22 protein-coding genes are annotated in these 24,529 nt (G+C 72.0%); 18 read left to right on the top strand and 4 right to left on the bottom strand.

What is annotated here, in order from left to right; genetic code table 11:
* Nucleotides 1-40: 40 nt before the first annotated feature.
* Nucleotides 41-658, top strand: coding sequence for a VOC family protein (locus tag ACZ44S_RS31915; RefSeq protein ID WP_466935264.1), 618 nt, complete (start codon nucleotides 41-43; stop codon nucleotides 656-658).
* Here the strand turns inward: ACZ44S_RS31915 and ACZ44S_RS31910 are convergent.
* The 3 genes from ACZ44S_RS31910 to ACZ44S_RS31900 all read right to left on the bottom strand — a co-directional run bounded on the left by ACZ44S_RS31910 (nucleotide 652) and on the right by ACZ44S_RS31900 (nucleotide 5,588).
* Nucleotides 652-2,766: a sigma-70 family RNA polymerase sigma factor gene (locus ACZ44S_RS31910; protein WP_466935261.1), complete on the bottom strand. Its 2,115-nt coding sequence runs from the start codon at nucleotides 2,764-2,766 to the stop codon at nucleotides 652-654. The genes ACZ44S_RS31915 and ACZ44S_RS31910 overlap by 7 nt on opposite strands.
* Before the next feature lie 113 nt (nucleotides 2,767-2,879).
* Nucleotides 2,880-3,587, bottom strand: coding sequence for an AAA family ATPase (locus ACZ44S_RS31905; protein WP_466935258.1), 708 nt, complete (start codon nucleotides 3,585-3,587; stop codon nucleotides 2,880-2,882).
* 48 nt (nucleotides 3,588-3,635) lie between these two features.
* The gene (locus ACZ44S_RS31900) at nucleotides 3,636-5,588 is read right to left on the bottom strand and encodes a helix-turn-helix domain-containing protein (RefSeq protein WP_466935255.1); all 1,953 of its coding nucleotides are present in this window, start codon (nucleotides 5,586-5,588) and stop codon (nucleotides 3,636-3,638) included.
* 295 nt (nucleotides 5,589-5,883) lie between these two features.
* Between ACZ44S_RS31900 and ACZ44S_RS31895 the strand changes: the two genes are divergently transcribed.
* Both ACZ44S_RS31895 and ACZ44S_RS31890 read left to right on the top strand, forming a co-directional pair.
* A complete protein-coding gene (locus tag ACZ44S_RS31895) occupies nucleotides 5,884-6,648 on the top strand; it encodes a methyltransferase (RefSeq protein ID WP_466935251.1) in 765 nt (254 codons plus the stop codon).
* Between the two features lie 10 nt (nucleotides 6,649-6,658).
* Nucleotides 6,659-7,504, top strand: a complete 846-nt coding sequence (locus ACZ44S_RS31890; protein ID WP_466935248.1) for a transketolase family protein — start codon at nucleotides 6,659-6,661, stop codon at nucleotides 7,502-7,504.
* A 169-nt stretch (nucleotides 7,505-7,673) separates the two neighbouring features.
* On the opposite strand, the gene ACZ44S_RS31885 is transcribed toward ACZ44S_RS31890, so the two are convergent.
* Complete coding sequence (locus tag ACZ44S_RS31885; protein ID WP_466935245.1) at nucleotides 7,674-8,657, bottom strand: LuxR C-terminal-related transcriptional regulator; 984 nt, start codon at nucleotides 8,655-8,657, stop codon at nucleotides 7,674-7,676.
* 147 nt (nucleotides 8,658-8,804) lie between these two features.
* Between ACZ44S_RS31885 and ACZ44S_RS31880 the strand changes: the two genes are divergently transcribed.
* The 15 genes from ACZ44S_RS31880 (at nucleotide 8,805) to ACZ44S_RS31810 (ending at nucleotide 24,507) form a co-directional block, all read left to right on the top strand.
* On the top strand, nucleotides 8,805-8,966 hold the full coding sequence (locus ACZ44S_RS31880) for a hypothetical protein (protein ID WP_466935242.1): 162 nt from the start codon (nucleotides 8,805-8,807) through the stop codon (nucleotides 8,964-8,966).
* Nucleotides 8,967-9,033: 67 nt separating this feature from the next.
* Nucleotides 9,034-10,374 carry a sugar phosphate nucleotidyltransferase gene (locus ACZ44S_RS31875; RefSeq protein ID WP_466935239.1) on the top strand — a complete coding sequence of 447 codons (1,341 nt, stop codon included), beginning with the start codon at nucleotides 9,034-9,036 and terminating at the stop codon, nucleotides 10,372-10,374.
* A gap of 40 nt (nucleotides 10,375-10,414) precedes the next feature.
* Nucleotides 10,415-11,113, top strand: a complete 699-nt coding sequence (locus ACZ44S_RS31870) for an SDR family oxidoreductase (protein ID WP_466935236.1) — start codon at nucleotides 10,415-10,417, stop codon at nucleotides 11,111-11,113.
* Nucleotides 11,114-11,333: 220 nt separating this feature from the next.
* A complete protein-coding gene (locus ACZ44S_RS31865) occupies nucleotides 11,334-12,554 on the top strand; it encodes an IS701 family transposase (RefSeq protein WP_466935233.1) in 1,221 nt (406 codons plus the stop codon).
* A complete protein-coding gene (locus ACZ44S_RS31860; protein WP_466935230.1) occupies nucleotides 12,551-13,999 on the top strand; it encodes a maltokinase N-terminal cap-like domain-containing protein in 1,449 nt (482 codons plus the stop codon). Before ACZ44S_RS31865 ends, ACZ44S_RS31860 begins: the two co-directional genes overlap by 4 nt.
* A 102-nt stretch (nucleotides 14,000-14,101) precedes the next feature.
* Nucleotides 14,102-14,806: an EthD domain-containing protein gene (locus tag ACZ44S_RS31855; RefSeq protein ID WP_466935227.1), complete on the top strand. Its 705-nt coding sequence runs from the start codon at nucleotides 14,102-14,104 to the stop codon at nucleotides 14,804-14,806.
* Nucleotides 14,807-14,892: 86 nt separating this feature from the next.
* Nucleotides 14,893-15,729 (top strand): type 1 glutamine amidotransferase domain-containing protein, encoded by an 837-nt coding sequence (locus ACZ44S_RS31850; protein ID WP_466935224.1) that lies wholly within the window; start codon nucleotides 14,893-14,895, stop codon nucleotides 15,727-15,729.
* Nucleotides 15,730-15,772: 43 nt separating this feature from the next.
* Nucleotides 15,773-17,410 carry a thiamine pyrophosphate-binding protein gene (locus tag ACZ44S_RS31845; RefSeq protein WP_466935221.1) on the top strand — a complete coding sequence of 546 codons (1,638 nt, stop codon included), beginning with the start codon at nucleotides 15,773-15,775 and terminating at the stop codon, nucleotides 17,408-17,410.
* 3 nt (nucleotides 17,411-17,413) lie between these two features.
* A complete protein-coding gene (locus ACZ44S_RS31840) occupies nucleotides 17,414-18,013 on the top strand; it encodes a DJ-1/PfpI family protein (protein ID WP_466935219.1) in 600 nt (199 codons plus the stop codon).
* Between the two features lie 3 nt (nucleotides 18,014-18,016).
* Entirely contained in the window at nucleotides 18,017-19,864 is a 1,848-nt protein-coding gene (locus tag ACZ44S_RS31835; protein WP_466935216.1) for an AGE family epimerase/isomerase, read from the top strand.
* Nucleotides 19,861-20,202: an STAS domain-containing protein gene (locus ACZ44S_RS31830; protein ID WP_466935213.1), complete on the top strand. Its 342-nt coding sequence runs from the start codon at nucleotides 19,861-19,863 to the stop codon at nucleotides 20,200-20,202. Before ACZ44S_RS31835 ends, ACZ44S_RS31830 begins: the two co-directional genes overlap by 4 nt.
* Nucleotides 20,199-22,343, top strand: coding sequence for a glycogen debranching protein GlgX (glgX, locus tag ACZ44S_RS31825; protein ID WP_466935210.1), 2,145 nt, complete (start codon nucleotides 20,199-20,201; stop codon nucleotides 22,341-22,343). The genes ACZ44S_RS31830 and glgX overlap by 4 nt, the downstream gene beginning before the upstream one ends.
* Before the next feature lie 32 nt (nucleotides 22,344-22,375).
* Nucleotides 22,376-22,687 carry an anti-sigma factor antagonist gene (locus ACZ44S_RS31820; protein ID WP_466935207.1) on the top strand — a complete coding sequence of 104 codons (312 nt, stop codon included), beginning with the start codon at nucleotides 22,376-22,378 and terminating at the stop codon, nucleotides 22,685-22,687.
* 15 nt (nucleotides 22,688-22,702) lie between these two features.
* Nucleotides 22,703-23,248, top strand: coding sequence for an ATP-binding protein (locus ACZ44S_RS31815; protein ID WP_466935204.1), 546 nt, complete (start codon nucleotides 22,703-22,705; stop codon nucleotides 23,246-23,248).
* Nucleotides 23,249-23,259: 11 nt separating this feature from the next.
* Entirely contained in the window at nucleotides 23,260-24,507 is a 1,248-nt protein-coding gene (locus ACZ44S_RS31810; protein WP_466935201.1) for a PP2C family protein-serine/threonine phosphatase, read from the top strand.
* The last annotated feature ends 22 nt before the right edge of the window (nucleotides 24,508-24,529 follow it).

The following is a 24,529-nucleotide window of genomic DNA, read 5'->3' as shown; positions in this document are numbered from 1 at the left end:
GAGAAGCGGACGCGACCGGGCCGCCCCTACCGTCGGAGGCATGAACTCCATCGATTCCGTCACCCTTGAGGTGGCCGACCCCGAGGCCGCCGCACGCTTCTACTCCGACGCCTTCGGGCTGGACCGGTCGCGGGTGCGCGTGCGGGGCTCGGAGGAGCCCGCGAGCGGCTTCCGCGGTTTCACCCTCTCGCTCGTGGTGTCCCAGCCGGGCGACGTCGACGCGCTCCACCGCGCCGCCCTCGACGCCGGTGCCACCTCTCTGAAGCCCGCCGAGAAGTCGCTGTGGGGCTACGGCGGCGTGGTCCGGGCGCCCGACGGAACGATCTGGCAGCTCGCCACCTCGTCGAAGAAGAACACCGGGCCGGTCACCCGGGACATCGACGAGATCGTCCTGCTGCTGGGCGTCGAGGACGTCAAGGCGACCAAGCAGTTCTACGTCGAGCGGGGCCTCACCGTGGGCAAGAGCTTCGGCGGCAAGTACGTCGAGTTCGCCACCGGCCCGGACACGGTCAAACTGTCGCTGTACAAGCGCCGCGCCCTCGCCAAGGTGGCGGGTGTCCCCGCCGACGGCACCGGATCGCACCGGCTCGTGATCAGCAGCCCGGTCGGCCCGTTCACCGACCCGGACGGCTTCGTCTGGGAGGCCGACGGTCAGTAGCCGAACACCTGGGTCCACGTCCAGTCGTCGGTCACGCCGACGCCGAGGGACTTGAGCGAGCAGTTGAGGATGTTCGCGCGGTGGCCCGGGGAGTTCATCCAGGCGTCCATGACGCTCGCGGCGGAGCTCTGGCCCTGGGCTATGTTCTCGGCGCCGGGGCTGGGGTGGCCCTGCGCCTTGGCGCGGTCCACGAAGCTGCTGCCGTTCCGGCCGGTGTGCGAGAAGTAGTCGTTGGCGGACATGTCCTCGCTGTGCAGCTGGGCTGCCCTGGCCAGCCGGTCGTCGGCCGTCACGGGGCCGCAGCCCGCTTTGGCGCGCTCGGTGTTGGTGAGGCTCAGCACCTGGGCGGCGGGACCCCCGGCCGGGGGCGCGGCGGGCTCGTCCGGTGTCTCCCGGGCCGGCGGCTTCGCGGGCGCCGACGTGCGGGCGGGGGCGGACTTGGCCTCGGACTTCTCCGGTGCGGGCGTGGCCGAGGGCTTCGGCTTGCGGGACGCACTGGGCGACGGTGAGGACGAGGGGGAGGGGGAGGCGGAGGACGCGGCGGAGGACGGTTCGGACGCCGCGGACGTGGGCTCCACGGAGCGCGCGCCGCGCTCGGACGCCGCCCGTGTCCTGTCCCCGTCGCCGTCCGGGAGCAGGACGGTTATCCCCGATATCGTGCCGCCGGTGACCAGCAGCGCCGCCGCCACGGCCGCGACGGTCCGGCCCCGCCGCTTCCGCTCCCGGCTCCGCGCACGGAGCCCCGTACGGTGGCCCACCACCGTGCCCGGTCCGTCGGCGGGGTCCGCGGAGCCCCCGGACACCGGCTCCGCACCGTCCCCGTGCGCCGCTCCCCGGCCGTCCGGCAGGTCGCCGGAGCCCGGATGCGCACCGCCGCTGTGCGTCGGCCACACGTCGCCGGATGCTGCCGGCGCACCGCCCTCCCCCGGCCACACCTCGCCGGAACCGGTCGGCACACCGCCCTGATCCACCCACACCCCGTCGCCGGGGCCGGCACCGCCACCCGGCTCGCCCCACGCCCCGTCGGAGCCCGTCGGCGCACCGCCCGGCTCGCCCCACGCCCCGCCGGAGCCCACCGGCACACCATCCGGCTCGCCCCACGCCCCCTCGGAGCCCACCGGCACACCACCCGGCTCGCCCCACGCCTCGTTCCCGCCCGCGGGCGCTCCCGGTCCGCCACCCCCGAGCGGCCCTGTGAACGGCGTCACCGGGTCGCCGGTGCCGGGCACCGCTCCCGGCCCGTCCGGCACGGCGCCGGAGCCCGTCGCCGACCCGGTGAGAGTCATCGCGTCCGCGGTTCCCGTGCCGAAGGCGGTGAACAGGGCCGACGCGGCGAGCAGGCTCGCGCCCACGGGGACCAGGCCCAGGCCGACCAGCAGGCCCTCCGCCGGGAACAGGCCCGACTGGAGGTCCGCGCAGACCGTGCAGTCCCGGGCGTGGCGGGCGATGCGCTTGCGCCACAGGGCCGACGGGACGGTGTCCCAGGAGGCGACCACGTCGTCCAGGAGCACACAGCGCGGCCGGGCGCCCAGTGCCCGCACCACCAGCCGGGCCGTCTCCAGCTGCGCCTTCATCCGCTGGACGCGCACCGCCGTGTGCTGCGGCGACAGCTCCAGCGCGGCCGCCACCTCCGCCCGCGTCAGCTCACCGGCCGCCTCCAGCCACCACAGGGACAGCAGCGCCTGGTCGTCGGGGTCCAGCCAGCGGGTGGCCTCGGCGGCCTCGCGCCGCTGGCCCTCGAGGCCGAGCCGCACGATCGTCAGGTCGACGAAGTCGGCGCCGGGGTCGGCGACGTCGTACGCGTCGTGCAGGGCCGCACCGGCGGGGGCCGTACGGTGATCGCGCCAGTGGTGGCGGAGCTGGTTCATGGTGATGGCGACCAGCCAGGACCGGAAGCCCGCGGGGTCGTTCAGTGAGCCGAGCCCGGCGAGGGCGCGCAGCATCGTCTCCTGCACCACGTCGTCGACGTCGGGGTGCCCGTTCAGGGCCCGGCCCACGATGTTGTAGACCAACGGGAGGTATGCCGCGACGAGTTCGTCCTGGGCGCGCGTGTCGCCACGCTGTGCCGCCTCGACCGTCTCCCTGCCGGGTCCGCTGCTCGCTGCCACGCTCGTCCACGCTCCTTCTCGGTCCTGGACCGTACTGTCCTGGCCCTGCCATCACAGGAGAGCCACCGCTCCGGGCCGGATAACGGAAACCGGGAAACGGATCGGCGCGGCCGTCATTCCAGTACGTGCCGCAGATACGCACCCGGGTCGGCGAGGTAGCGGCGCCAGTGGTCGACCAGGGCCAGGTCCTGCCAGGTGGTGCGTCGCATGCCGTGGTCGCCCACCTCGACGATGTCGGCGCCGGGGAGGGCGGTCAGCAGGGGCGAGTGGGTGGCGCAGATCACCTGGGACCCGGCGCCGGCCAACTGGTTCAGGTGGCCGATGAGTTCGAGGCAGGAGGAGAAGGACAGGGCGGCTTCCGGCTCGTCGAGGACATACAGCCCGGGGCGCAGGAACTTGTTGCGGAACGCGGCGAGGAAGCCCTCGCCGTGGCTGCGCGCGTCGGGGTCGAGGCCCTCCCGGCCGAGGGCGTCGAGGGCCGTCTCGGCGCGCAGGAAGAAGCCCTGGCGGGCGGACCAGGAGGCGAGCATCCGGCGGCCGCGCGGGGCCGCGTCGAAGCGGATGCGTTCACCGAGGACGGACTTGGCGCGGTGACTGGCGTAGCGCCATTCGTGGGAGCCGCCCCAGGAGTCGAGTCCGAAGCCCTCGGCCAGGGCCTCGACCAGGGTGGACTTGCCCGAACCGTTCTCACCGACGACGAAGGTCACCGGGGCGGTGAACCGGATCCCGTCGGCGAGGAGTTCGCGTACACAGGGGACCGACCAGGGCCACTCGCTCTCCTCACCGGACCCCTGGTGTGCGTACGCGCGTTCGACGATCACGGGTCGAGTCTCCCATGGCATCGGGGTTTTCCCGTGGCACCGCGGGATTCAGGGCCGTTGGTCGTCGTACGGGAGGACGGGCGGGCCGGTGTGGTTGCGCACGGTGTGACGGGTGCGGCGCAGGCGCAGGGCCAGCTGGACCTCGACGGCCTGAAGGGGTTCCTGCCAGGCGGGGCCGAGCAGTTCGGTGATGCGTTCCAGGCGGCGGGAGACGGTGTTCGGGTGGACGTGCAGGCACTCCGCGGCGCGGCTCGGGGAGCCTCCGGAGCTGAAGTACTCCTCCAGGGTGCGGGTCAGTTCGGTGGCCTGTCGTTCGTCGTACTCGAGGACCGGGCCGATGGTGTTGGCGATGAACGCGGAGGTGTCGGGGGTGTCCGCGAGCAGCAGCCCCAGGAAGCCCAGTTCGCGCAGGGAGGCGGCGCCGCCCGTGCCGCCGAGCGCGGTCAGGGCGTGCAGGCAGCGGCGCGCCTCGGCGTAGGTGCGGTGGATGGCGCCCGGGTGGGCGACGGGGCCCGCCGCGCCGACGGTCACCGGGTGGCCGATGACGGCGTGCAGGGTGTCGGACGCCTGCCGTGCGGCGGCGGACGGGTCGGTGCCGGGCAGCACCAGGACGAGACAGCCGTCCTCGGTGGTCTTGAGACCGGCGTGGCGGTGCACGTAGGAGGAGGCCCAGGCCATGGCCCTGCCCTCGGGGCCGGCTTCGGGCCTGACCACCAGGACGACGTGCGGTTCGTCCAGGGCGACGCCCAGCCGGCGGGCCCGTAACGCGAGCTGTTCCGGGGCGCGCGGGGAGTCGCCGAGCAGTTCGCGCAGCAGCTCGTCGCGGCCGGCGCCCTCGGCGGCCGCCGCGGAGGCCTGCATGCGCAGCAGTACGGCCGTGGACTGGGCGACCGCCTCCAGCAGCCGTACCCGGTCGGCGGCCGGCGCGGAACCGGGCGCCAGGACGAGGGTGCCCAGGATCTCCTTGCCGGCGGTCGCGGGACACAGCCACAGACCGGAGGAGGAACGGATCGGGACCCGCTCGGCGTGGGCGTCCAGGGTGCGCTGGAACAGCTCGGACTCGTCGACCTCGGGAAAGCCTTCCGTCACCGTGAGCGTGGAGCCGACGGCGTCGCGCACCATGAGCGGGGCGGCCAGTTCGGCGGCGGCGTGGGCGACGAGCTCCTCCAGTTCGCAGCCGTGCAGCACCATGTCGATCAGCCGGGAGTGGACCCGGTTCAGCCGCCGGGCCGCGGAGGAGGAGCCCAGCGCCCGGGAGGACTCCCGCTCCAGCTCGCTTATCTCGTCGTGCGCCTGGGTCAGCAGCCGGGCCTTCTTGATGGCCAGGGCGGCCAGGTCGCCCAGCGACGACATCAGGGTGATCTCGTCCGGGGTGAAGTGGCGCACCCCCCGGTCGGCGACGTACAGCGCGCCGAAGACGGAGTGGCCCTCCTTCAGCGGCACCGCCATGAGGGCGTGCAGCCCCTCCTCGCGCACCACGTCGTCGATGGCCGAGTCGTGCTCAAACCGGTCGTCGCCGAGGTAGTCGGGGGTCCAGAACGGCGCGGAGCGGAGCGCGGCCGCGTTGCCCACCCCGCCGATCGACGGCACCGCGAAGCCGACGGTGATGGCGCTGGCGTGCCCGTCGGCGGTGACCACGTGGGACCGGCCGTCGGCCCGGTCGGTGAGGCTGACCCAGGCCATGTCGAAGCCCAGCAGCAGCCGGGCGCGCCGGGCGATGACCCGGAGCAGGGCGTCCACGTCGTAGGGCAGGGTGAGTTCGCGGGCGGTGTCCACGAGCGCCGACAGGCCCGCCTCGCGCTGCTGGCGGCGGGCGAACAGGCCGTGGATGTCCAGCGCGAGTCCGGTGGCGCGGTCCAGCACGGCCACCGCCTCGGTGGACGCGCCCGCGACGCGCGCCCGCTCGGAGAGACCGTCGAATCTCTTCGGCGGTGCCTCCATGGCCAGTAACTCGAGCAGCCTGAGCAACCCGTCGGCGACCAGATGGTCCGCGTCCGCCACCCTCTCTCACCCCCCAAGCGCGCCCGGGAGAAGACGCGAGTGTCTACAAACGGGCCCTGGTGAACCTAGATTGCGCACTCCGCCAGCGTCAACAATGGCCGGAACGGGGTCTTCCGACCTGCTCCGTCGCACGGTCGCAGCAGGTCACCGCGCGAACGGGTGGTCCAGGCACCACGCCGGAGCGCAAGGTGGTTGTCCGAACACCTTACGTATACGGCGCCTCCCCGACAGCATCGTGATGCGGCGGCCGCTTTTGAAGGCCGCCGCGTCGGGCTGGTGTCGGAGGGGGACCGAAGTGTCGCACGACCACAGTGATGTGTCGCCGATCCTGGAGCGGGACGTGCCGGCGTCCGGGGGGCAGGAACCGCTGCGCAGTTTCGAGCGCTCGCTGGAGCGCAGCAGGCGCTCGCTGCACCGCAGCGACCGGCCGGAGGAGTTCACCCTCGCGGGGCGTGAATGGGCGCTGCTGGACGAGGTGTTCGCGCCCGTCTACTCGCCGTCGACCGAAGCGGCGCTGCGGTTCCTCGGCGTGGCCGGGGACGGGGAGCCGCTGCTCACCGGCTCGCTGCTGGAGATCGGCTGCGGGAGCGGGGTGGTGGCGGTGCTCGCGGCGCTGGCGGGCCACTCCCCCGTGGTGGCGGCGGACATCAACCCGCGCGCGGTGGAGAACACCACGATCAACGCCGACCGGCACGGGGCGCGGGTGCGCGCGGTGCACAGCGACCTGTTCTCGGCACTCGGCGACGAGCGGTTCGACACGATCTTCTGGAGCAGCAACTACGTGCAGGCGCCGGGGGACTACCTCTACCGCTCGCTGCACGAGTACGCCTACGTCGACCCCGGGTACCGCGCGCACCGGCGGTATCTGTGCCAGGCCCCGGAGCGGCTGACGGCGGACGGGGTCGCCCTGCTGCACTTCAGCAGCCGCGGCGACCTGGACGCACTGCACCGGATCGCCGAAGAGTGCGGGCGTCATCTGCGCACGGTGCGGTCCATGACCGTGCTGGAGGGCGAGTACGGGGACGACCTCGTCGAGCACCTGCTGCTGGAGATCCGCTGAGGAGGGGGCGATGACACTCTCCGGGTACGACGCCTACCGCGAGGAGCTCACCACCCTCGCCGCGCACGACGGTCGCGTGGTGTGCCTCGCGGCGACGCCGACCGGGACGCAGCACCCCTTCGAACTGGCCCACCCGGACCGCTTCTTCGCCCTGCCGCGGGCCGCCTCCGCCATGGTGGAAGTGGTGTCGGGGCTGGTCACCGCCGGGTTCCGGCCGTTCGTCTGCACCGGCGCCGCGCGCGGCGGTCTGGGCACGGCGGGCAGCCTCGGCCTGCTCACCCGCTATCTGGAGGCCGGCGCCACGGTGGTGACCCCCTACGCCGGCTTCCTCGAGGACTATCCGGTGCTGCGGCGGCTGGTGGACGTGACGCTGGCGGTGCCCTGCGGCGACGCGGAGACGCGCGCGGTGGTGCGGGAGGCCGCGTCCGCGGACCGGCCGTTCCACATCCGGGTCGATTCCCTCCTGCGGGCGTGCCGGCCGCGGGGAGACGTCGTGCCCGGGGCGCCGGTGCCGGTCGTCGGCTGGGAGTCACCCGGTGCGTGCGACGCGACGGTGTGTCTGGTGTCCGTGGGGGAGGACGGTACGGGGATGGCGCGGGCTGCGCGGGATGCGGCGCCGTGGCTCGCGCATGCGCATCTCGTGTATCTGGACGACGCTCATCTGCGGCATGCCGCAGATGAGTTGGGGCGGCGGTACCGGCGGTTCGTGGTGACGGGGGCGCGGTACGGGGCGGACGGGGTGACGGAGACGTTGGCGCGGTTGCTTCCGGGGCGGGAGGTGGTCGCGGGGCCGTGGGAGGGGGAGGCGGCGAGTGGGGTGCTGGACGCTGTGCATCGGATGACGGCCTGTGCGTAGTGCTGCTGCGGCGGTTGTGGGGTGTACGGCGTAGGCGTTGGGCGGGGGAGTCGCGCAGCCCGGCGATTGCGGGGTGCCGCTGCGCCCACCCGTGCCGCCCCAGCGGCACGATTGCCCGCAGCTACGGTGGCGCCATTGCCCGCAGCTGCGGCGGCGCGAGTGTCCGCAGTTAGGGGTGGGCGTCTTCTATGAGGGAGGATTTGGCCAGTAGGTAGGCCAGTTGGGCTCGGCTGCGGCTGTTGAGGGACTCGGCGGCCTTTCTGATGTGCGTGGAGACCGTCCGGGTGCTGATGCCGAGGCGCTTGGAGATCGCGGCGTCCGTGTGGCCCTCCACCATCAGCCGCAGCACGGCCCTGCGCGTCTCGTCGGTCATCAGCGGCGGCCGGCTCAGTTCCTGGGAGATGCTGACCGGCTCGGCACGCTGCCAGGCGTGGTCGAACACGGTGGCCAGGTAGGCGACGATCGCGGGGTGCTCGATCGCCAGGGCGGTGGTGTCCAGGTCGAGCAGCGGGTCCGGGATGAAGGCGATGCGGCGGTCGTAGATGATCAGCCGGTCGAAGACCTCGTTGAGGGTGCGGATCTGCGCCCCGCCCACGGTGACCTTCTCGATGTAGGCGAGCGTCGGCCCGTGGGTGCGCACGGTGTGCTGGTAGAGGGTGCGCTGCCGGACCCCCCGGGCCAGCAGTTCCAGGTCGTTGGAGAGGGCGCGGGCGAGGCTGTCCGAGGGCCGGGCGCCGCCCGGCTTGGCGGTGACCAGTTCGTCCCGGCAGTCGTCGCGGGCCTGTTGCAGGGCGGCGCGGATGACCTCGGTGCCCCGCAGCAGCCGTACGGCCGTACCCGAGACGCGGTGCTCCTCGCGGTAGACGTCCTCGGCCGCGGCGAGGACCTCCTGGATGGCGGCGATGGTGTGCTGCTGCACCAGCACGGCCCGCTCCATGGGCCGCCGCAGCTCGTTCCCGGCGATGTCGGGAGGCACGGCACTCAGCAGCGTCGGGTCATCGGCCGACGGGCGCAACAACCCTAATTCGACCAGACAGTCCGGGATGTCACCCCCGATCGCCCCCTGGGTGAGGGCCTCCCGGTAGCGCCGGAGACCGTCCTCGCACAGCGACACGACGTTGGGTTGCGGCCGTATGTCCGGGTTTCTACACATACACCCCCCCTTCCGGTTTCTGCACTGCGTGATCGCGATGCTACCCAAACGCCGGGAGGGGCGGATTCCTGCGGCATAGTTTTCACAACGAAAGCGCGACAGCTTTTCGCCAACGAGGGGAAAACCATGAAATTAGCGAGGCCTGCCGTGAAGGAATTCGCAGGAATTCTTGCGGCGACCCTGGTGACGGGAATCGCGGTCCAGATATCCGGTGCGCACAGCACGCCCGCCGCGCCGGCCCACGCCGCCGGTGCCGGACAGGCGCAGCCGGCCGCGGTGGACGGCCCGCCGGACGACGAGTGGCCGTAACTCGTCCCTGAGGACGCCGACTACGCCAGGGCAGCCGAGCGGTTCACTCGACACACGGGGGCGCGTGATGAGCACGAAGGCAGAGACCGTCGGCATCATTCTCGCCGGCGGCCGAGGTGAACGGGCCAAACCGATCACCCTCGAGTCCGCGGACTACATCCGGAGCAAGGCGCTCATCCCGTTCGTCGGCAGACGCCTCATCGAGTGGGTGCTGGAGTCCTGCCGGGAGCAGGGGATCCGCCGCTTCTACGTGGTCACGCACGGCCTGGAGAACCGCAACCAGATCAAGCTGCTGCTCGGCCACGGGGAACGCCACGGCGTCCGGATCACGTACTCGCGCTCGCGCTTCGACCGCTACAACGTCGGATCCGCCGGCGCCACCCTGCACAACCTCGAACAGTGGGACCTGCAGGGACGGGCGCTCGTCCTGCCGGTCGACTCGCTCTTCGACTTCGGGCTGGACGCGCTGCACGCCACCCACGACGCGCGGGACGCGCTGGTCACGGTGGCCGCGGTGGCCCGCACCCCGGCCGAGATCGCCCACAAGTACGGGGTGATGCGCACCGACGAGCGGGGCCTGGTCCAGGGCTTCGTCGAGAAGCCGGGGCCGACGGAGCTGGGCGAACTGTTCCCGCGGACGCTCGCGGAACCGGACGCCGCGCTGCCCACCAACGCCGGGATGTACCTGGTGGACTGCGGCCGGCTGCGGCTGCTCGCCCGGGAGCCGGAGCTGTTCCGGCAGTCCCACCAACGGCTCGACTGGGGCGGCGATCTGCTGCCCTGGCTGGTGCGCCACGGTCATCCGGTGGCCACCCACACCATCGGCCGCCTGGGTGATCTGGGCAACGTGCCCGACTACCTGGACACCGTACGGCTCGTGCTCGACGGCGCGTACGAGCAGATGAACCGTCTGATGGACCAACCCGACGACACCACCCGGCGGCGCTGGATCCACGAGTCCAGCCTGCAGACCAAGGACGACGTCACCGGCACCACCCTGGCCCAGAAGCTCGACGAGGGCTCGGTGGTGATCGGGGCGGGCGTCCGGATCGGCCGGGACGTGGAGATAGGACCGGGGGTGCGCCTGGAGCACGCGGACGTCGGCGACGGGGCCGAGGTCCGCGAGGGCAGCACCCTGGTCCGCTCCGCCGTGGGCGAGTACGCGGTGGTCGGCGAGTACGCCGACATCGCCGACAGCTACATCGGCCCGATGGCCGAGGTCCGCTCCGAACGCATCCGGCCGGTCCGGCTGGAACGCCACACGGCCGTCGGCGACGGCGCCGTGCTCTGGCCGGGTTCACGGCTGTGCGGGGTGACGGTCTACCCCCGCCTGCGCGTACCGGCCCTGGCGGGAGTGCCCGCGCGGACCGAACTGAGGAGCGCCGAGGACGTCCTGCGCTGGGTGTGAGTCCGTCTCGCCCCGGCCCAGGCTGACCAGGGAGGGCCCCATGCACAACACCGTCGCCGTCGTGGGCGGAGCAGGCCGGCTGGGCACGCTCGTCACCCGTCGGCTCACCGACCAGGGACATCGCGTACGCGTGGTCAGCCGGCACCCGCAGCACGGCCGGCTGCCGCTCGGGGTGGAGCTCCACCACGCGGACGTACGTTACGCGGACACCCTGGTGCCCGCGCTGCGGGACTGCTCGGCGGTCGTGTTCGCCGTCGAACCCGGAACCGCCAACTCCGGCCCGGACAGCCCCGAGGCCACCATGTACGACGGGGTGCGCAATGTGCTCTTCGCCGCCACCGAGCACGGGGAGCGCCCGCACCTGGTGCTGATCAGTCAGATCTTCGTGACCCGCCGCGAGCACCCGATGAACGCCTACGGACGGCTGCTGGACTGGCGGCTGCGCGGCGAGGACGCCGTACGCGCCTGCGGTCTGCCGTACACGGTGATCCGGCCCAGCTGGCTGACCGACGACGCCTTCGCCGGCGCCCGGGTCCGCTTCGAGCAGGACGACCGGGGGGACGGCTGGGTGTCCCGTTCGGCGGTCGCCGAGGCGTGTGTGCAGGCGATCGGCAGGCCCGAGGCCTCGGGCAGGACCTTCGAGATCTACAACGAGCCGGGCGAGGCCCCGGCCGACTGGGCACCGCTGTTCCGGCGGCTGACACCGGACCGGATCCTCGCCTGGTCGGGCCACGCCTGAGCCACCCGAGCCCCCCCCGTGGGGCGACGCGGGCCGGCGGCACCACCGCCGCCGCCCCCGTCGGCGGCGCCCGTCGGCACATCCCCCGAGCCGGCGGGCGCCAGGGGCCTTTCCACGCATGCGGAAAGCGCCCGCGTCGGGAAAGCGCCCGCGCAATGTGCCGCGCCCGCGGGTCCCCGCTTTTGCGAGAAAGACTTCGACGTCGAAGAGAGGTCCCACCATGTCCGTGGAGCATCGGCATTCCATGCCCGATGACATTCCCGAGGGAATCCTCTCCGAGGTTCTCCCCGGGGCACTCGAATCGATTCCGCGCAGCGACCAGCGACGCCGGGGAGAACTCTATGTGCGGGGTCTGCTCACGGTCGCGGGGAAAAAGACGATGCGCGCCCTGGCGAACGGAGCCGGCAACAGCGTCGAGCAGAGCCTCTACCAGTTCATCACCAAGTCCACCTGGCGCAACGGCCCGGTGCGCCGGGCGATGGCACGGCTGGTGACACAGCGGCTCAGCCCGCGCGCCTGGGTGGTGCACCCCCTGGTCATCACCAAGGTGGGCAAGCACTCCGTGGGAGTGGAACGGCAGTGGGTGCAGCACATCGGGCGGGTCGTCAACTGCCAGCAGGCCATGGGCGTATGGCTGGTGTCCGAGCAGGGCAGCTGTCCGGTGGACTGGCGGCTGGCGCTGCCGGAGTGCTGGACGGACGACGAACGGCGCGAACGGGCCTCGATCCCGGAGCACGTCGCCTCCTGCCCGCCCGAGCGGTGCGCCATCGGCTCGGTCGAGCGGATGGCGTCGGGCTGGGGCCTGCCGGACCGGCCGGTGGTGATGGACGTGCGGGACGGCGACGCCTACACCGTGAGCGCCGAACTGGCGGACCTCCAGGTGCCGTTCGTGCTGCGTGTCGATCCCGCGACCAGGTTCGCGCTGCCGGCCCCCCTCCGGCCGCCGTCCGGTGCTGACCACGCGGGCCCGGCGGACGCGCTGACGGCGGCGCTCGGCCGGAACTGCCTGCCCGTGGAGTGGTACGACCACACGACGGACACCGTGCGGGCCACCTCCGTGGGCGCCACCCGGGTGCGGCTCCACCGGCGCTCGGGGCCGTCGCCCCGCGCCGACCGGCGGGAACTCGTGCTGCTCGGCGCGTGGACCGACCGCAGCCGGCGGGTGCCCGGCGAGTACTGGCTGTCCAATCTCTCCGGGGCCCAGCTCGGGACGGTGTACCGCACCGCGATGCTCACCCGCCGGGTGGCGCGCGACCAGGAGGAGGTCACCGACGAGCTGGGCGCCCGGGACTTCGAGGGACGGTCGTTCCGCGGCTGGCACCACCACATGACGATGGTGACCGTCGCCCACGCGGCGCACGCGCTGGCGCGCTCCGCGGAGGCCGCCGAGGCCCGTGCGGCCGTCCGGGACCGCCGGCTGAAGGCGGTACCGGTCGCATGAGCGCACCCACGCACACCACCGATCCGTCCGAACTCCTCGGCCCGCTGCGGGAACTGCTGCCCGAGTGGCTGGCCCGACGACGCTGGTTCGCCGGCAAGGGGCAGCGGCCGCCGCGGGTCGAGCCGGTCCTCACCGATCTGCTGCACCCGGGCGATCCCGCGCTGGTGCAGCTGGTGGTGCGGGCCGGCCGGCCCGGGCACGAGGAGTGGTACCAGCTCCTCGTCGGCGTCGCCGGCGAGGCCGCGGGGGCTCCGGACGAGGACGCCGTCATCGGCCGGGCCGCCGGCCCCGACGGGACGCCGCGGCTGCTGTACGAGGCCACGGCCGACCCCCGGCTGATGTCCCGGCTGCTGGCGCACCTGGCCGCCGAGGACGCCGACGGCCGGGTGGAGTGCCACCGGCTGCCCGGCGCGGGGCTCCCGCTGGACCTGCCGGCCCGGGTGCTCACCGCCGAGCAGTCCAACACCTCGGTGGCCTTCGGCGACCGGCTGATGCTCAAGGTGCTGCGCCGGCTCGTGCCGGGCCCGCACCCGGAGCTGGAGCTGCTCACCGCCCTGCAGCGGGCCGGTGACGTACCGAGCGCCCGGCCACTGGCCTGGATGCAGACCTCCGACACGTTCCCGGCCGGGCGCACCACCCTCGCCCTGCTCCAGGAGTTCGTGCCGTCCCGGGGCGACGGCTGGACCCTGGCCACGGCCCAGGCCGCCGAGTGCGTCACCGGCGACTGCGCCTCCGTGGCCCCGGTCGGCGGCTTCGCCGAGGAGTCCCGCGCGCTGGGCCGGGCCACGGCGCGGGTGCACACGGCGCTGGCACGTCAGCTGGGCAGCCGGGAGCTGGACCCCGGCGAGGCACGCGCACTGGCCGGGGAGCTGACCGGACGGCTGGAGCAGGCGCTGGACGAGGTGCCCGAACTGCTGCCGTTCGCCCGCCAGTTGCGGACCCTGCACCAGGACCTGCCGGACCTGGTGGAGCGGGGCCACCGGCTGCCCGTCCAGCGGGTGCACGGTGATCTGCACCTCGGTCAGGTGCTGCGGGCGCCGCACGGCTGGGTGCTCATCGACTTCGAGGGCGAACCGGGCCATCCGCTGCACGAACGCAGACGGCCCCGCCCCGCGGTCCGGGACGTGGCGGCCATGCTGCGCTCCTTCGACTACGCCGCCCACCACGCGCTCTTCACCGAGCGCGGCCGGCCCACCACCCGGCACGGCGGCCGGTCCGCGCGCCGCGCCGCCGCCTGGGCCGTGCACAACCGCCGTGCGTTCAGCGCCGGTTACGGGGAGGCGGGCGGTGCGGACCCCCGGCGCAGTCCGGTGCTGCTGCGCGCCTTCGAGGCCGACAAGGCGGTCTACGAGGCCGTGTACGAGGCCCGCAACCGTCCGGACTGGCTGTCCATTCCGCTGGCCGCGATACGCCGTCTCGTCCATGAACGCCCGAGTGCGGCCTGAGCGCCCCGACAGGTCAGGAAGTCGCCCGGACTTCTTTGCCCCGGGCGGCGCGCCATTGACACGATTTTCCCGTCCTACCGGCGTGGAACAGGAGACAATTCGATGATCCACCAGTTCATTCTGGCGGCACCCAAGCCGGGTATGACCGCACAGGAATTCCAGGACTACTGGGTGAATGTGCACGCCGTGCAGTACGCGGCGAAGATCCCGCAGATCCGGAAGTACATGGTCAACACCGTCGTCGACGTCGAGGGAAATCTCGGCTCGCCGGCGCTCCCGCACCAGGGCATCGCCGAGATCTGGCTGGCCAACGACGAGGACCAGCTCGCCTCGCTGCAGAGCGACGAGTTCCTCAACGGCGCCCGGCCCGACGAGCCCAACTGGGCCGCGTTCTGGCTGACCCTCGTGGTCGACGCCACCGCGCACGAGATCGTGCCCGGCCCGCCCCCGTCCCGCGACCGGGACTGGGTGAAGCTCACCGTGCTGATGAAGCGCCGCCCCGGACTCGGCCTGGACGACTACCGCAAGCGCAGCCTGGACGGCTACGCCGCCGAGGTGCGGGGGACCCCCGGCCTGCGCCGGTATCTGCACGCGCACACCCGCGACGGCGCCTACGTCTTCGGCGAGGCCGCCTTCGACTCCGTCGAGCAGCTCTGGTTCGACGACGTCGACGCGCTCCAGGAGGCGCTGCGCTCCCCGTACTTCACCGAGCGGGTCAAGGCGGCCCGGGACGAGATCACGGACCCGAAGTACGTGTTCTCCCTCGCCGCGAAGGAGAACTGGATCATCGGCCCCGAGGCCCGCTGATCCCCCTGTTCGGGTGGCTGCGGCGCCGGCCCCTTCCGCGGCGGCGCCCGGCCACCGACCCCGTACCGATTACCCAAGGAGCAGGCGTGGCCAGAAGGAACGCCCGGAAGATCCTCGTGATTCTGTCGGAGCACGGCTACTGGGGCGAGGAGCTCGTCGGGCCGCTGCACCACTTCGACCAGCGCGGCTACGAGGTCGTGTTCGCCACCCCGACCGGCAAGCGCGCGCACGCGCTGCCGCCGTCGATGGACCCCGAGTACGTCGACCCGCCGCTGGGCCGCTCGGTCACCTCCCAGGAGGTCGCCCGGCTCACCCGGGAGATCGACGCCTCGGACCGGCTGGACGACCCGATCGACCTCTCGGGCTGGCTCCCGGAGCGCCCGTACACCGCCGACGACGACTACCTGCGCAAGCTGGAGGCGTACCACCGCGCGGTCGACACGGTGGCGGAGGAGCTGGAGGAGTACGACGCCCTGCTGGTGGTGGGCGGTTCGGGCCCGATCGTGGACCTCGCCAACAACGAGCGGGTGCACGAGCTGATCCTGGCCTTCCTGCGCGCCGGGAAGCCGATCGGGGCCGAGTGCTACGGCGTCGCCCCGCTCGCGTTCGCCCGGGACTGGGAGGACCGCACGTCGATCCTCTGGGGCAAGCACGTCACCGGGCACTGCAAGGAGTACGACTACAAGGACGGCACCGGCTTCCTGGGCACCGATTTCGTGATCGGCCCGCCGCCGTACCCGCTGGAGTACATCCTGCGTGACGCCACCGGCCCCGACGGCCGCTATCACGGCAATTTCGGCAAGGAGACCTCGGTGATCGTGGACTACCCGTTCATCACGGGCCGTTCCACACCGGATTCCTATCTGACCGGCGAAAAGATGGTCGAGGTTCTCGAGGAAGGTCTCCGCCGCTACGGCTGGTAACGGCCGGGAGCAGACACCGGAGTCTCAGCGAGAGAAGGAAGACATGGCCAGGCAGGGCAATGCGGCGATCATCGAGCAGTTCATCGCCGATGGAATTCCTTACATGTTCGGAAATCCGGGAACGGTCGAGCAGGGATTTCTGGACGCGTTGGAGAACTACGACGAACTCCAGTACGTCCTGACGCTGCAGGAGACGGTCGCCGCCGGCATCGCGGACGGCTACGCCCGCGCGACCGGCCGTCCCGCCCTGCTCCAGCTGCACAGCGGCGTCGGCCTCGGCAACGCCGTCGGCATGCTCTACCAGGCGAAGCGCGGTCACTCACCGCTCGTCGTCGTCGCCGGCGAGGCGGGCGTGCGGTACGAGGCGATGGACGCGCAGATGGCGGCCGACCTGGTCGCCATGGCCCGGCCCGTGACCAAGTACGCGACCCGGGTGACCGATCCGGACTCGGTGCTGCGGGTGCTGCGCCGCGCCATGAAGACGGCAATGACGCCGCCGCGCGGGCCCGTCTTCGTCGCCCTTCCGATGGACGTGCTGGACGCGGTCAACAGCGAACCGGTGGTGCCGAGCACGTTCCTGAGCACCGAGTCCCTGCCGGTGCCCTCGCTCGTGGAGCAGGCCGCGCGGCTGCTGTCGGGCGCCGAGCACCCGCTCGTCCTGGTGGGCGACGGGGTCTCGGCGTCCGGCGGCCAGCAGGAACTGGCGCGGGTGGCCGAGCAGTTGGGCGCCGACGTGTGGGGCGTGGACTTCTCCGAGGTCAACCTGGACGCCCGGCACCCCCTCTACCGCGGGCAGCTGGGCCACATGTTCGGCGAGGTCAGCACCGAGCGGGTGCGGGACGCCGACGCGGTGCTGATCGTGGGCACGTATGTGTTCCCGGAGGTGTTCCCGGATCTGGGCTCGCCGTTCCGGGAGGACGCCCGGATCGTGCACATCGACCTCGACGGCTACGAGATCGCCAAGAACCACCCCGTCACCCTGGGCCTGGTCGCCGATCCGAAGGCCACCCTGGCCGCGCTGTCGGAGCGGCTGGAGGACACCCTCGGCGACGTGGACCGGATGCGCGCCGCCCGCCACCTCGAGCGGCGCCGGAGCGAGCAGCCGGAACGGCCGGCCGACGACGGCACGCTGCTCTCCGCGTTCCTGCGGGAGCTCGCCGACCGGGCCCCCGAGGACCTGATGGTGTTCGACGAGGCGCTGACGGCGGCCGGGCCGCTCAACGCCCATCTGCCCGGCCGGCTCCCCGGCCACTGGTTCTCCACCCGAGGCGGCTCGCTCGGCGTGGGCATCCCGGGCGCCATCGGCATCAAGCTGGCCCATCCGGACAGGACGGTGGTCGGCTTCACCGGCGACGGCGGGTCGATGTACACCATCCAGGCGCTGTACACGGCCGTCCGGCACGACGTCGGCGCCAAGTTCGTGATCTGCAACAACCGCAGCTACAAGCTGCTGGACCTGAACATCGAGCAGTACTGGCGCGAGCGCGGCATCCCGCTGCACTCCCACCCGTCGCCCTTCGACCTGTCCCGGCCCGACCTGGGGTTCACGGACATCGCGCGCGGTTTCGGCGTGGACGGGGTTCGGGTCGACGACCCGGAGCAGGTGCCGTACGCGGTCAAGCGGATGCTCGCCGACGACCAGCCGTTCCTCATCGACCTGCGCACCACCGAGGGGGCCTGAGCCATGTCCGCAACGCCGTCCCGGGACGGGGCGCTCACCGGCCGCCGCATCGCGGTGCTCGCCGAGAGCGACTTCTACGAGCCCGAGATCGCCTACTACCAGCGCCGGTTCGCCGAGGAGGGCGCCCAGGTCGACTTCCTGACCCGGCTGTGGGGCAACAAGGCGATCACCTTCACCGGTCACGAGTACCGGGCGCCGCTGACCGTCACGGGCAGCCTGGAGGACCTCGACGACCGCCGGCTGCGCGCCTACGACGCGCTGATCGTGCCGTCCGGCATGGTCGCCGACCGGCTGCGCTACACCGAGGACATCGAGCGGCTGGCGCCCGCGACCGATCTGCTGCGGCGGGCGTTCGCCCGCTCCGGGATCGTCAAGGGGATCATCTGCCACGGCATGTGGCTGGCCTCGTCGATCCCGTACGTGGTCCGCGGCCGGAAGGTCGTCTGCCACAACAACCTCATCGGCGACGTGCGCAACATGGGCGCCACCTACGTCGACCAGGACGTCGTCGTCGACGGTGATCTGGTGACCGCGCGCACCGGCGACCACTGCCATCTGTTCGCCAGGACCCTCATCGACGAGCTCGTGCTGCGAGGTGCGTGAGTCATGACCGGAAACACCGGCACCCCCGCCTTCACCTTCTCCGACACCGTCGCCGGCCGGGTCACCGGCTTCGACGCGGCCGCCCGCGAGGTCACCGTCGCCACCGCCGACGGCGGCGTCGTCACCATCGCCCTGGACGGCGGTCCGAGCGCGGAGCTGCTGCGCAACCTGGGCGAGCCCTACCAGGACGCCTCGGGACACATCGACGACCTGCTGACCGAGGGCCGTTTCCTGCTCGCGTACGGCGTCTTCTACCCCCACGGCGACGGCCTGCGGTTCGAGGCCAAGCGGCTGATCTTCACGGGGCGGGACGCCGACGACCACCGTTTCGAGGAGAGCGGCTGGTGGATCCGGCAGATCCGGGAGATCGCCGCGTTCTACCGGCGGGCCCAGTTCGGCGAGGGCCCCGTCGACTTCACCGGCTACCGCACCGAGATACGGCTCAGCGGCGACAAGACCGCGAGCCACGTCCAGGAGACCGACACCATCTCCCGGCTGGTGTACGGCATGGCCTCGGCGTTCCTGCTCACCGGTGAGGACGAGTACCTGGAGGTCGCCGAGCGCGGCACCGAGTACCTGCGCGAGCACATGCGCTTCGTCGACACCGACGAGAACGTCGTGTACTGGTACCACGGGCTGAAGGTCGACGGGGAGACCGAGACCAAGCTGTTCACCTCGGAGTTCTCCGACGACTACGACGCCCTGCCGGCGTACGAGCAGATCTACGCGCTGGCCGGCCCGGTGCAGACGTACCGGATCACCGGCGACCCGCGGATCAGGGCGGACGCGGACGCCACCATCCGGCTGTTCGACCGCTTCTACCTCGACCCGGAGCACGGCGGCTACTTCTCGCACATCGACCCGATCCTGCTCAGCCCCGAGCACGAGTCGCTGGGCCCCAACCGGTCCCGCAAGAACTGGAACTCGGTCGGCGACCACGCCCCGGCGTATCTGATCAACCTGTACCTGGCGACCGGCGAGAAGTCCTACGCCGACATGCTGGAGTACACCTTCGACACGATCGCCGAGCGCTTCCCGGACCCCGGGACCAGCCCGTTCGTCCAGGAGCGCTTCCACAAGGACTGGTCGCACGACACCACCCACGGCTGGCAGCAGAACCGGGCGGTCGTCGGCCACAACCTGAAGATCGCCTGGAACCTGATGCGGATGCACTCGCTGCGTCCCAAGGACCGCTACCTGGAGCTGGCCACCGGCATCGGCGAGACCATGCCCGCGGTGGGCAGCGACCGGCGCCGGGGCGGCTGGTACGACGTGGTCGAGCGGCTGAAGGCGGACGGGGAGGACGTCTTCCGCTTCACCTGGCACGACCGCAAGGCGTGGTGGCAGCAGGAGCAGGCGATCCTGGCCTATCTGATCCTGCACGGCCTCACCCGCCGTGAGGACTTCCGCACCGAGGCCCGGGACGCCGAGTCCTTCTACAACGCCTTCTTCCTCGACCACGACGAGGGCGCCGTCTACTTCAACACCCTCGCCAACGGGCTGCCGTACCTGCTGGGCGTGGAGCGGCTCAAGGGCAGCCACTCGATGTCGATGTACCACTCGGCCGAGCTGTGCTACCTCGCCGCCGTCTACAACAACCTGCTGGTCAACCGCCGGCCGATGGACTTCTGGTTCAAGCCCGACCCGGCCGTGCTGCCCGACCGTGTGCTGCGCGTCGCGCCCGACCTGCTGCCGGCCGGCTCGGTCCGCGTCCACAGCGTGGAGATCGACGGCGAGCCGCACACCGACTTCCAAGCCGAGGCCCTGACCGTGCGCCTGCCCGAGACCTCGGGCCGGGTCAAGGTCAAGGTGCGCCTGGTACCCGACTCCCGCCCGGAGGTGACGGGATGACCGTCAAGCTCACGTCCCGTATGGAAGGCACCGCCTGTGTGGTCGCCCTGGAGGGGGAGGTCAACTCCACCACCTCCGGCGGTCTCCAGGCGCAGCTGCTGCCGTTCATCGGCCAGGAGGGAAGGGTCCTGATCGATCTGAGCGGCGTCAGCTACATCTCCAGCGCCGGTCTGCGCACCCTGCTCATCGTGCACCGCCGGGCCCAGCAGGTGCGGGCCCGGGTGACCCTGGTCGGCCTGTCCGAGGAGGTGCGGTTCGTGATGTCGGCGACCGGCTTCCTGGACTTCTTCGAGGTCACCGACGACCTCGACGACGCGCTGGAACGTGCGGGCCGATGACCGTCGAGGACCTGCGGGAGCGCGTCGACGGCTATCCGACGCGCCGGATCAACGGTTACCGGGTGCGCGCGGGACGGCCCTTCCCGTACGGCGCGCACCAGGTGCCCGGCGGGATCACCTTCTCCGTGTACTCCGACCGGGCCACCTCGATGAGCCTGGTGCTCTTCGAGCGGGGCGCGAAGCAGCCCGCCGCGGAGCTGCCGTTCCCGCCCGAGTTCCGGGTGGGCAGCGTGTACGCGATGACGGTGTTCGGCCTGGACGCCGAGAACCTGGAGTACGGCTTCCGGGCCGAGGGTCCCTTCGACCTGGGGGCCGGCGACCGGTTCGACGCGACGAAGGTGCTCAGCGACCCGTACGCCCGGCTGGTGTCGGGCCGTGACGTGTGGGGGGCGGAGCCCGACTGGGACGACGTCTACCCCTACCGGGCGCGGATCCCGGACGACGACTTCGACTGGGGCGACGACACCCCGCCGGGCATCCCCACCGAGGACCTGGTCATCTACGAGACCCATGTGCGCGGCTTCACCCGGCACCCCTCCTCGGGGGTGTCGGCGCCGGGCACGTACGCGGGGCTGCGGGAGAAGATCCCGTATCTGCGGGAGCTCGGTGTCAACTGCGTCGAGCTGCTGCCGGTGTTCGAGTTCGACGAGCTGGACAACCCGCGCACCGACCCGCGCACCGGGGAGCGGCTGTACAACTACTGGGGGTACAACACCGTCTCCTTCTTCGCCCCGAAGGCCGGCTACGCCGCCACGGGCCGTTTCGGGATGCAGGCCGACGAGTTCAAGTCGCTGGTGAAGGAGCTGCACCGGGCGGGGATCGAGGTCGTCCTCGACGTGGTGTTCAACCACACCGCCGAGGGCAACGAGCAGGGGCCGACGATCTCGTTCCGCGGCCTGGACAACGCGACGTACTACATGCTCACGCCGCGCGGGGAGTACTACAACTTCAGCGGCACCGGGAACACGGTGAACTGCAACCACCCGGTGGTGCGCGACTTCGTGCTCTCCTGTCTGCGGTACTGGGTCGCCGAGTACCACGTCGACGGGTTCCGTTTCGACCTCGCGGCGATCCTCGACCGGGCGCCGGACGGCACCCCGCTGCCCAACCCGCCGCTGCTGGAGCAGCTCGCCCACGACCCGGTGCTGCGGCACACCAAGCTGATCGCCGAGGCCTGGGACGCGGCCGGCCTGTACCAGGTGGGCCACTTCCCCAACTACGGCCGCTGGTCCGAGTGGAACGGCAAGTTCCGTGACACCGTGCGGCGGTTCGTCAAGGGCGACGCCGGTCTCGTCGGCGAGCTGGCGACCCGGATGGCGGGCTCCCCCGACCTGTACCAGGACCGCACCTCCGCCGCGTCCGTCAACTTCGTCACCGCGCACGACGGCTTCACCCTGGGCGACCTGGTCTCCTACAACGACAAGCACAACGAGGCCAACGGCGAGGGCGGCGCCGACGGCGCCGACGACAACCACAGCTGGAACTGCGGCGAGGAGGGCCCGAGCGCCGACCCCCACATCCGCGCCCTGCGGCTGCGGCAGATGAAGAACATGCTGCTGATCCTGCTCACCAGCCAGGGCGTGCCCATGCTGCTGGCCGGCGACGAGGTCGGCCGCACCCAGCTCGGCAACAACAACACCTACTGCCAGGACAACGAGCTGTCCTGGTTCGACTGGGGTCTCGCCGAGGGACCGACGGCCCACACCGAACTGCTGGAGTTCACCAAGGCGTTGATCGCCTTCCGGCACGCCCACCCGGTGCTGCGCAGCGCCGGCCACCCCACCGGCTCGGACCGGGTGGGCAGCGGCCGCCCCGACATCAGCTGGCACGGCGTGCGCGCCGAGGCCCCGGACTGGTCGAGCCACTGCCGGGTGCTGGCGCTGATGCGCTGCGGCCGGCACGCCAAGGACGGCACCGAGCCCGACGACAACATCTACCTCGCGGTCAACGCGCACTGGGAGGCGCACGACCTGGAACTGCCCCGGCTGTCCGAGGGCGAGTGCTGGCACCTGTTCGCGGACACCTCCCAGGCCGCCGCTCACCCGGTCGGCGCCGAACCTGCGCTGGAGCACCCGGGGCGCTACCACCTGGGCCCGCACTCCGCGGTGATCCTCGTGGGGCGCCACGCCGGCCCCCGCTGAACCCCGACGACGACCACAGAAGGAGCCCCGCCATGCCTTTCGACGTCAGGCTGAGGGTCGACGAACGCACCGCCGTCATCGACCTGTCCGGCGAACTCGACGCCGCGACCGCCCCCCGGTTCCACGACACCATCGACCAGGCGGCCACCGCGGGCGCGATCGAGCTGGTGATCCACGCCAAGCAGCTCTCCTACCTGTCCAGCGCCGGGCTGCGCTCGCTGGTCTTCGCCCGCCAGAAGATGGGCGACGAGGTGCGCATCGCCGTCGTCGGCGCCCCCGAACCGGTCGCCAGGACCATACGGCTGGCCGGCTTCGACCACAGCATCCACCTCGTCGACGCGTGAGGGGGCGGCACCGTCATGGCGATCGACTACGGGCCGGCCTCCACCGGGGTCGCGCGCGGCGCGCCGCCTCCCGGCGGGTTCGGCGTCGCCGCCGGCCCCGGGGCGGCCGTGATCAGGGTCCCGGCGGCGCTGGGTGAACTGGACCGGGTGGCGGCCTTCGTCCTCGACCTCGGGGAACGCGCCGCGCTGCCCCACGAAGCCCTCTACCGGCTGCGGCTGGCCGCGGACGAGCTGGCGACCAACATCGTCATGCACGGCTACCGGGGGACCTCCGGCGAGATCACGGTGGACGGCGGCATCGACCCCGACCAGGTGTGGATCCGCTTCCAGGACGACGCGCCGGCCTTCGACCCCCGGCAGGGCATGCGACCGCCCGCGCTGGACCAGCCGCTCGCCGAGCGGCGGATCGGCGGCCTCGGCGTCTATCTCGCGTTCACCGCGGTGGACGTCTTCGCGTACGACCTGGTCGCGGGCCGCAACGTGAGCACCCTCGTGATGCTGCGCCGTGCCGAGCCACGCCCACCGGGCGGCACCGACGCGGACCACGGGCCGACCGAGTAGACGAGGCGGAGATGGCGCAGACGAAGGTGCTGGTTCTGGACGAGCATCACCGGGTGCCTCCACAGCTGCGCGGCGCCCTGGAGCGCGTGGCCGCCGAGGTGCACGTACGCAGCCCCGGCGAGGTGCTCACCGCACCGGCGCGGCTGCCCGAGGTGACGGTACTGCTGGCGTCCGCGGGGCTGGCCCCGCACACCGTGCGGGCGGTGGCCCGCAGGCTCGACGACGAGGGGCAGCAGCCCTCCGTGGTGGCGTTCGCGGAGCACGACCTGCACCTGCTCGACCAGCATGTGCTCGCGGGCTCCGACTACCTCGCCCCGCCCTTCCACCCCGACCTGGTGCGGGCACGGCTGCGGGACTGCCACGAGCGGGCCGAGTTCAGCCGGACGATGGAGGACGTCGCGGCGCACGCGGAACTGCTCAGCTACGAGCGGGAGCTGGAGATCGGCCGGGAGATCCAGCTCGGCTTCCTGCCCGACGCGCTGCCCAGCCCGAAGGACTGGGAGATCCATGTGCGGTTCCGGCCCGCGCGGACCGTCGCCGGTGACTTCTACGACGTGTTCGAAATCGTCAACCGGCGCCGGCTCGCGCTGGTCGTGGCGGACGTCTGCGACAAGGGCGTGGGCGCCGCGCTGTTCATGGCGCTGATCCGTTCGCTGCTGCGGCACACCGCGGAGCAGAGCGGGCTGCAGAGCCTGATCGCCGCCGAGCTGATGGGCGAGGAGGCCGGCTGGGCGGAGCACAGTCGCGCCATCCCCGTGGTGGGGGCGACCCCGCTGCTGAACGCGGTCGCGGGCACCAACAACTACCTGACCCGCAACCACATCCGACAGGGCTACTTCGCCACCATGTTCTTCGCCGTCCTGGACCCGGCGACCGGCAACCTCGTCTACATCAACGGCGGCCACAACCCGCCGGTGCTGCTCAGCGCGAGCGGCGCGGACCCGGTGCTGCTGGCGCCCACCGGGCCCGCCGTCGGGGTGATCCCGGACGTCGACTTCGCCCTCGGCTACGCCCGGATCGACCCCGGCGACACGCTCTTCATCTACACCGACGGGGTCACCGAGGCCCGCGCGCCCGGCGGTGAGTTCTTCGGCGAGGAGGAGATGGTCCGGCAGCTGAGCGAGGCGGCGGTACGGGGCGAGGAGCTCCTCGATCACATGGACGGCGCGCTCAGCGCGTTCGTGGGACGGGCCGAGCAGTCGGACGACATCACCATGATGGCCGTCCACTGGAACCCGCCCGGAGCACGCACCGCCTGACCAGCCGCCGCGCCGGCGGATC

Source organism: Streptomyces malachitofuscus (assembly GCF_055571035.1).
Note: the sequence above shows the minus strand (reverse complement) of the source record. Positions and strands in the feature narration are given on the sequence as shown.

Coding starts and splice junctions, on each gene's coding strand:
- ACZ44S_RS31915 (WP_466935264.1), top strand. CDS start 41: ATGAACTCCATCGATTCCGTCACCCTTGAGGTGGCCGACCCCGAGGCC.
- ACZ44S_RS31890 (WP_466935248.1), top strand. CDS start 6,659: ATGACACTCTCCGGGTACGACGCCTACCGCGAGGAGCTCACCACCCTC.
- ACZ44S_RS31885 (WP_466935245.1), bottom strand. CDS start 8,657: ATGTGTAGAAACCCGGACATACGGCCGCAACCCAACGTCGTGTCGCTG.
- ACZ44S_RS31875 (WP_466935239.1), top strand. CDS start 9,034: ATGAGCACGAAGGCAGAGACCGTCGGCATCATTCTCGCCGGCGGCCGA.
- ACZ44S_RS31870 (WP_466935236.1), top strand. CDS start 10,415: ATGCACAACACCGTCGCCGTCGTGGGCGGAGCAGGCCGGCTGGGCACG.
- ACZ44S_RS31865 (WP_466935233.1), top strand. CDS start 11,334: ATGTCCGTGGAGCATCGGCATTCCATGCCCGATGACATTCCCGAGGGA.
- ACZ44S_RS31860 (WP_466935230.1), top strand. CDS start 12,551: ATGAGCGCACCCACGCACACCACCGATCCGTCCGAACTCCTCGGCCCG.
- ACZ44S_RS31855 (WP_466935227.1), top strand. CDS start 14,102: ATGATCCACCAGTTCATTCTGGCGGCACCCAAGCCGGGTATGACCGCA.
- ACZ44S_RS31845 (WP_466935221.1), top strand. CDS start 15,773: ATGGCCAGGCAGGGCAATGCGGCGATCATCGAGCAGTTCATCGCCGAT.
- ACZ44S_RS31840 (WP_466935219.1), top strand. CDS start 17,414: ATGTCCGCAACGCCGTCCCGGGACGGGGCGCTCACCGGCCGCCGCATC.
- ACZ44S_RS31835 (WP_466935216.1), top strand. CDS start 18,017: ATGACCGGAAACACCGGCACCCCCGCCTTCACCTTCTCCGACACCGTC.
- ACZ44S_RS31830 (WP_466935213.1), top strand. CDS start 19,861: ATGACCGTCAAGCTCACGTCCCGTATGGAAGGCACCGCCTGTGTGGTC.
- glgX (WP_466935210.1), top strand. CDS start 20,199: ATGACCGTCGAGGACCTGCGGGAGCGCGTCGACGGCTATCCGACGCGC.
- ACZ44S_RS31820 (WP_466935207.1), top strand. CDS start 22,376: ATGCCTTTCGACGTCAGGCTGAGGGTCGACGAACGCACCGCCGTCATC.
- ACZ44S_RS31815 (WP_466935204.1), top strand. CDS start 22,703: ATGGCGATCGACTACGGGCCGGCCTCCACCGGGGTCGCGCGCGGCGCG.
- ACZ44S_RS31810 (WP_466935201.1), top strand. CDS start 23,260: ATGGCGCAGACGAAGGTGCTGGTTCTGGACGAGCATCACCGGGTGCCT.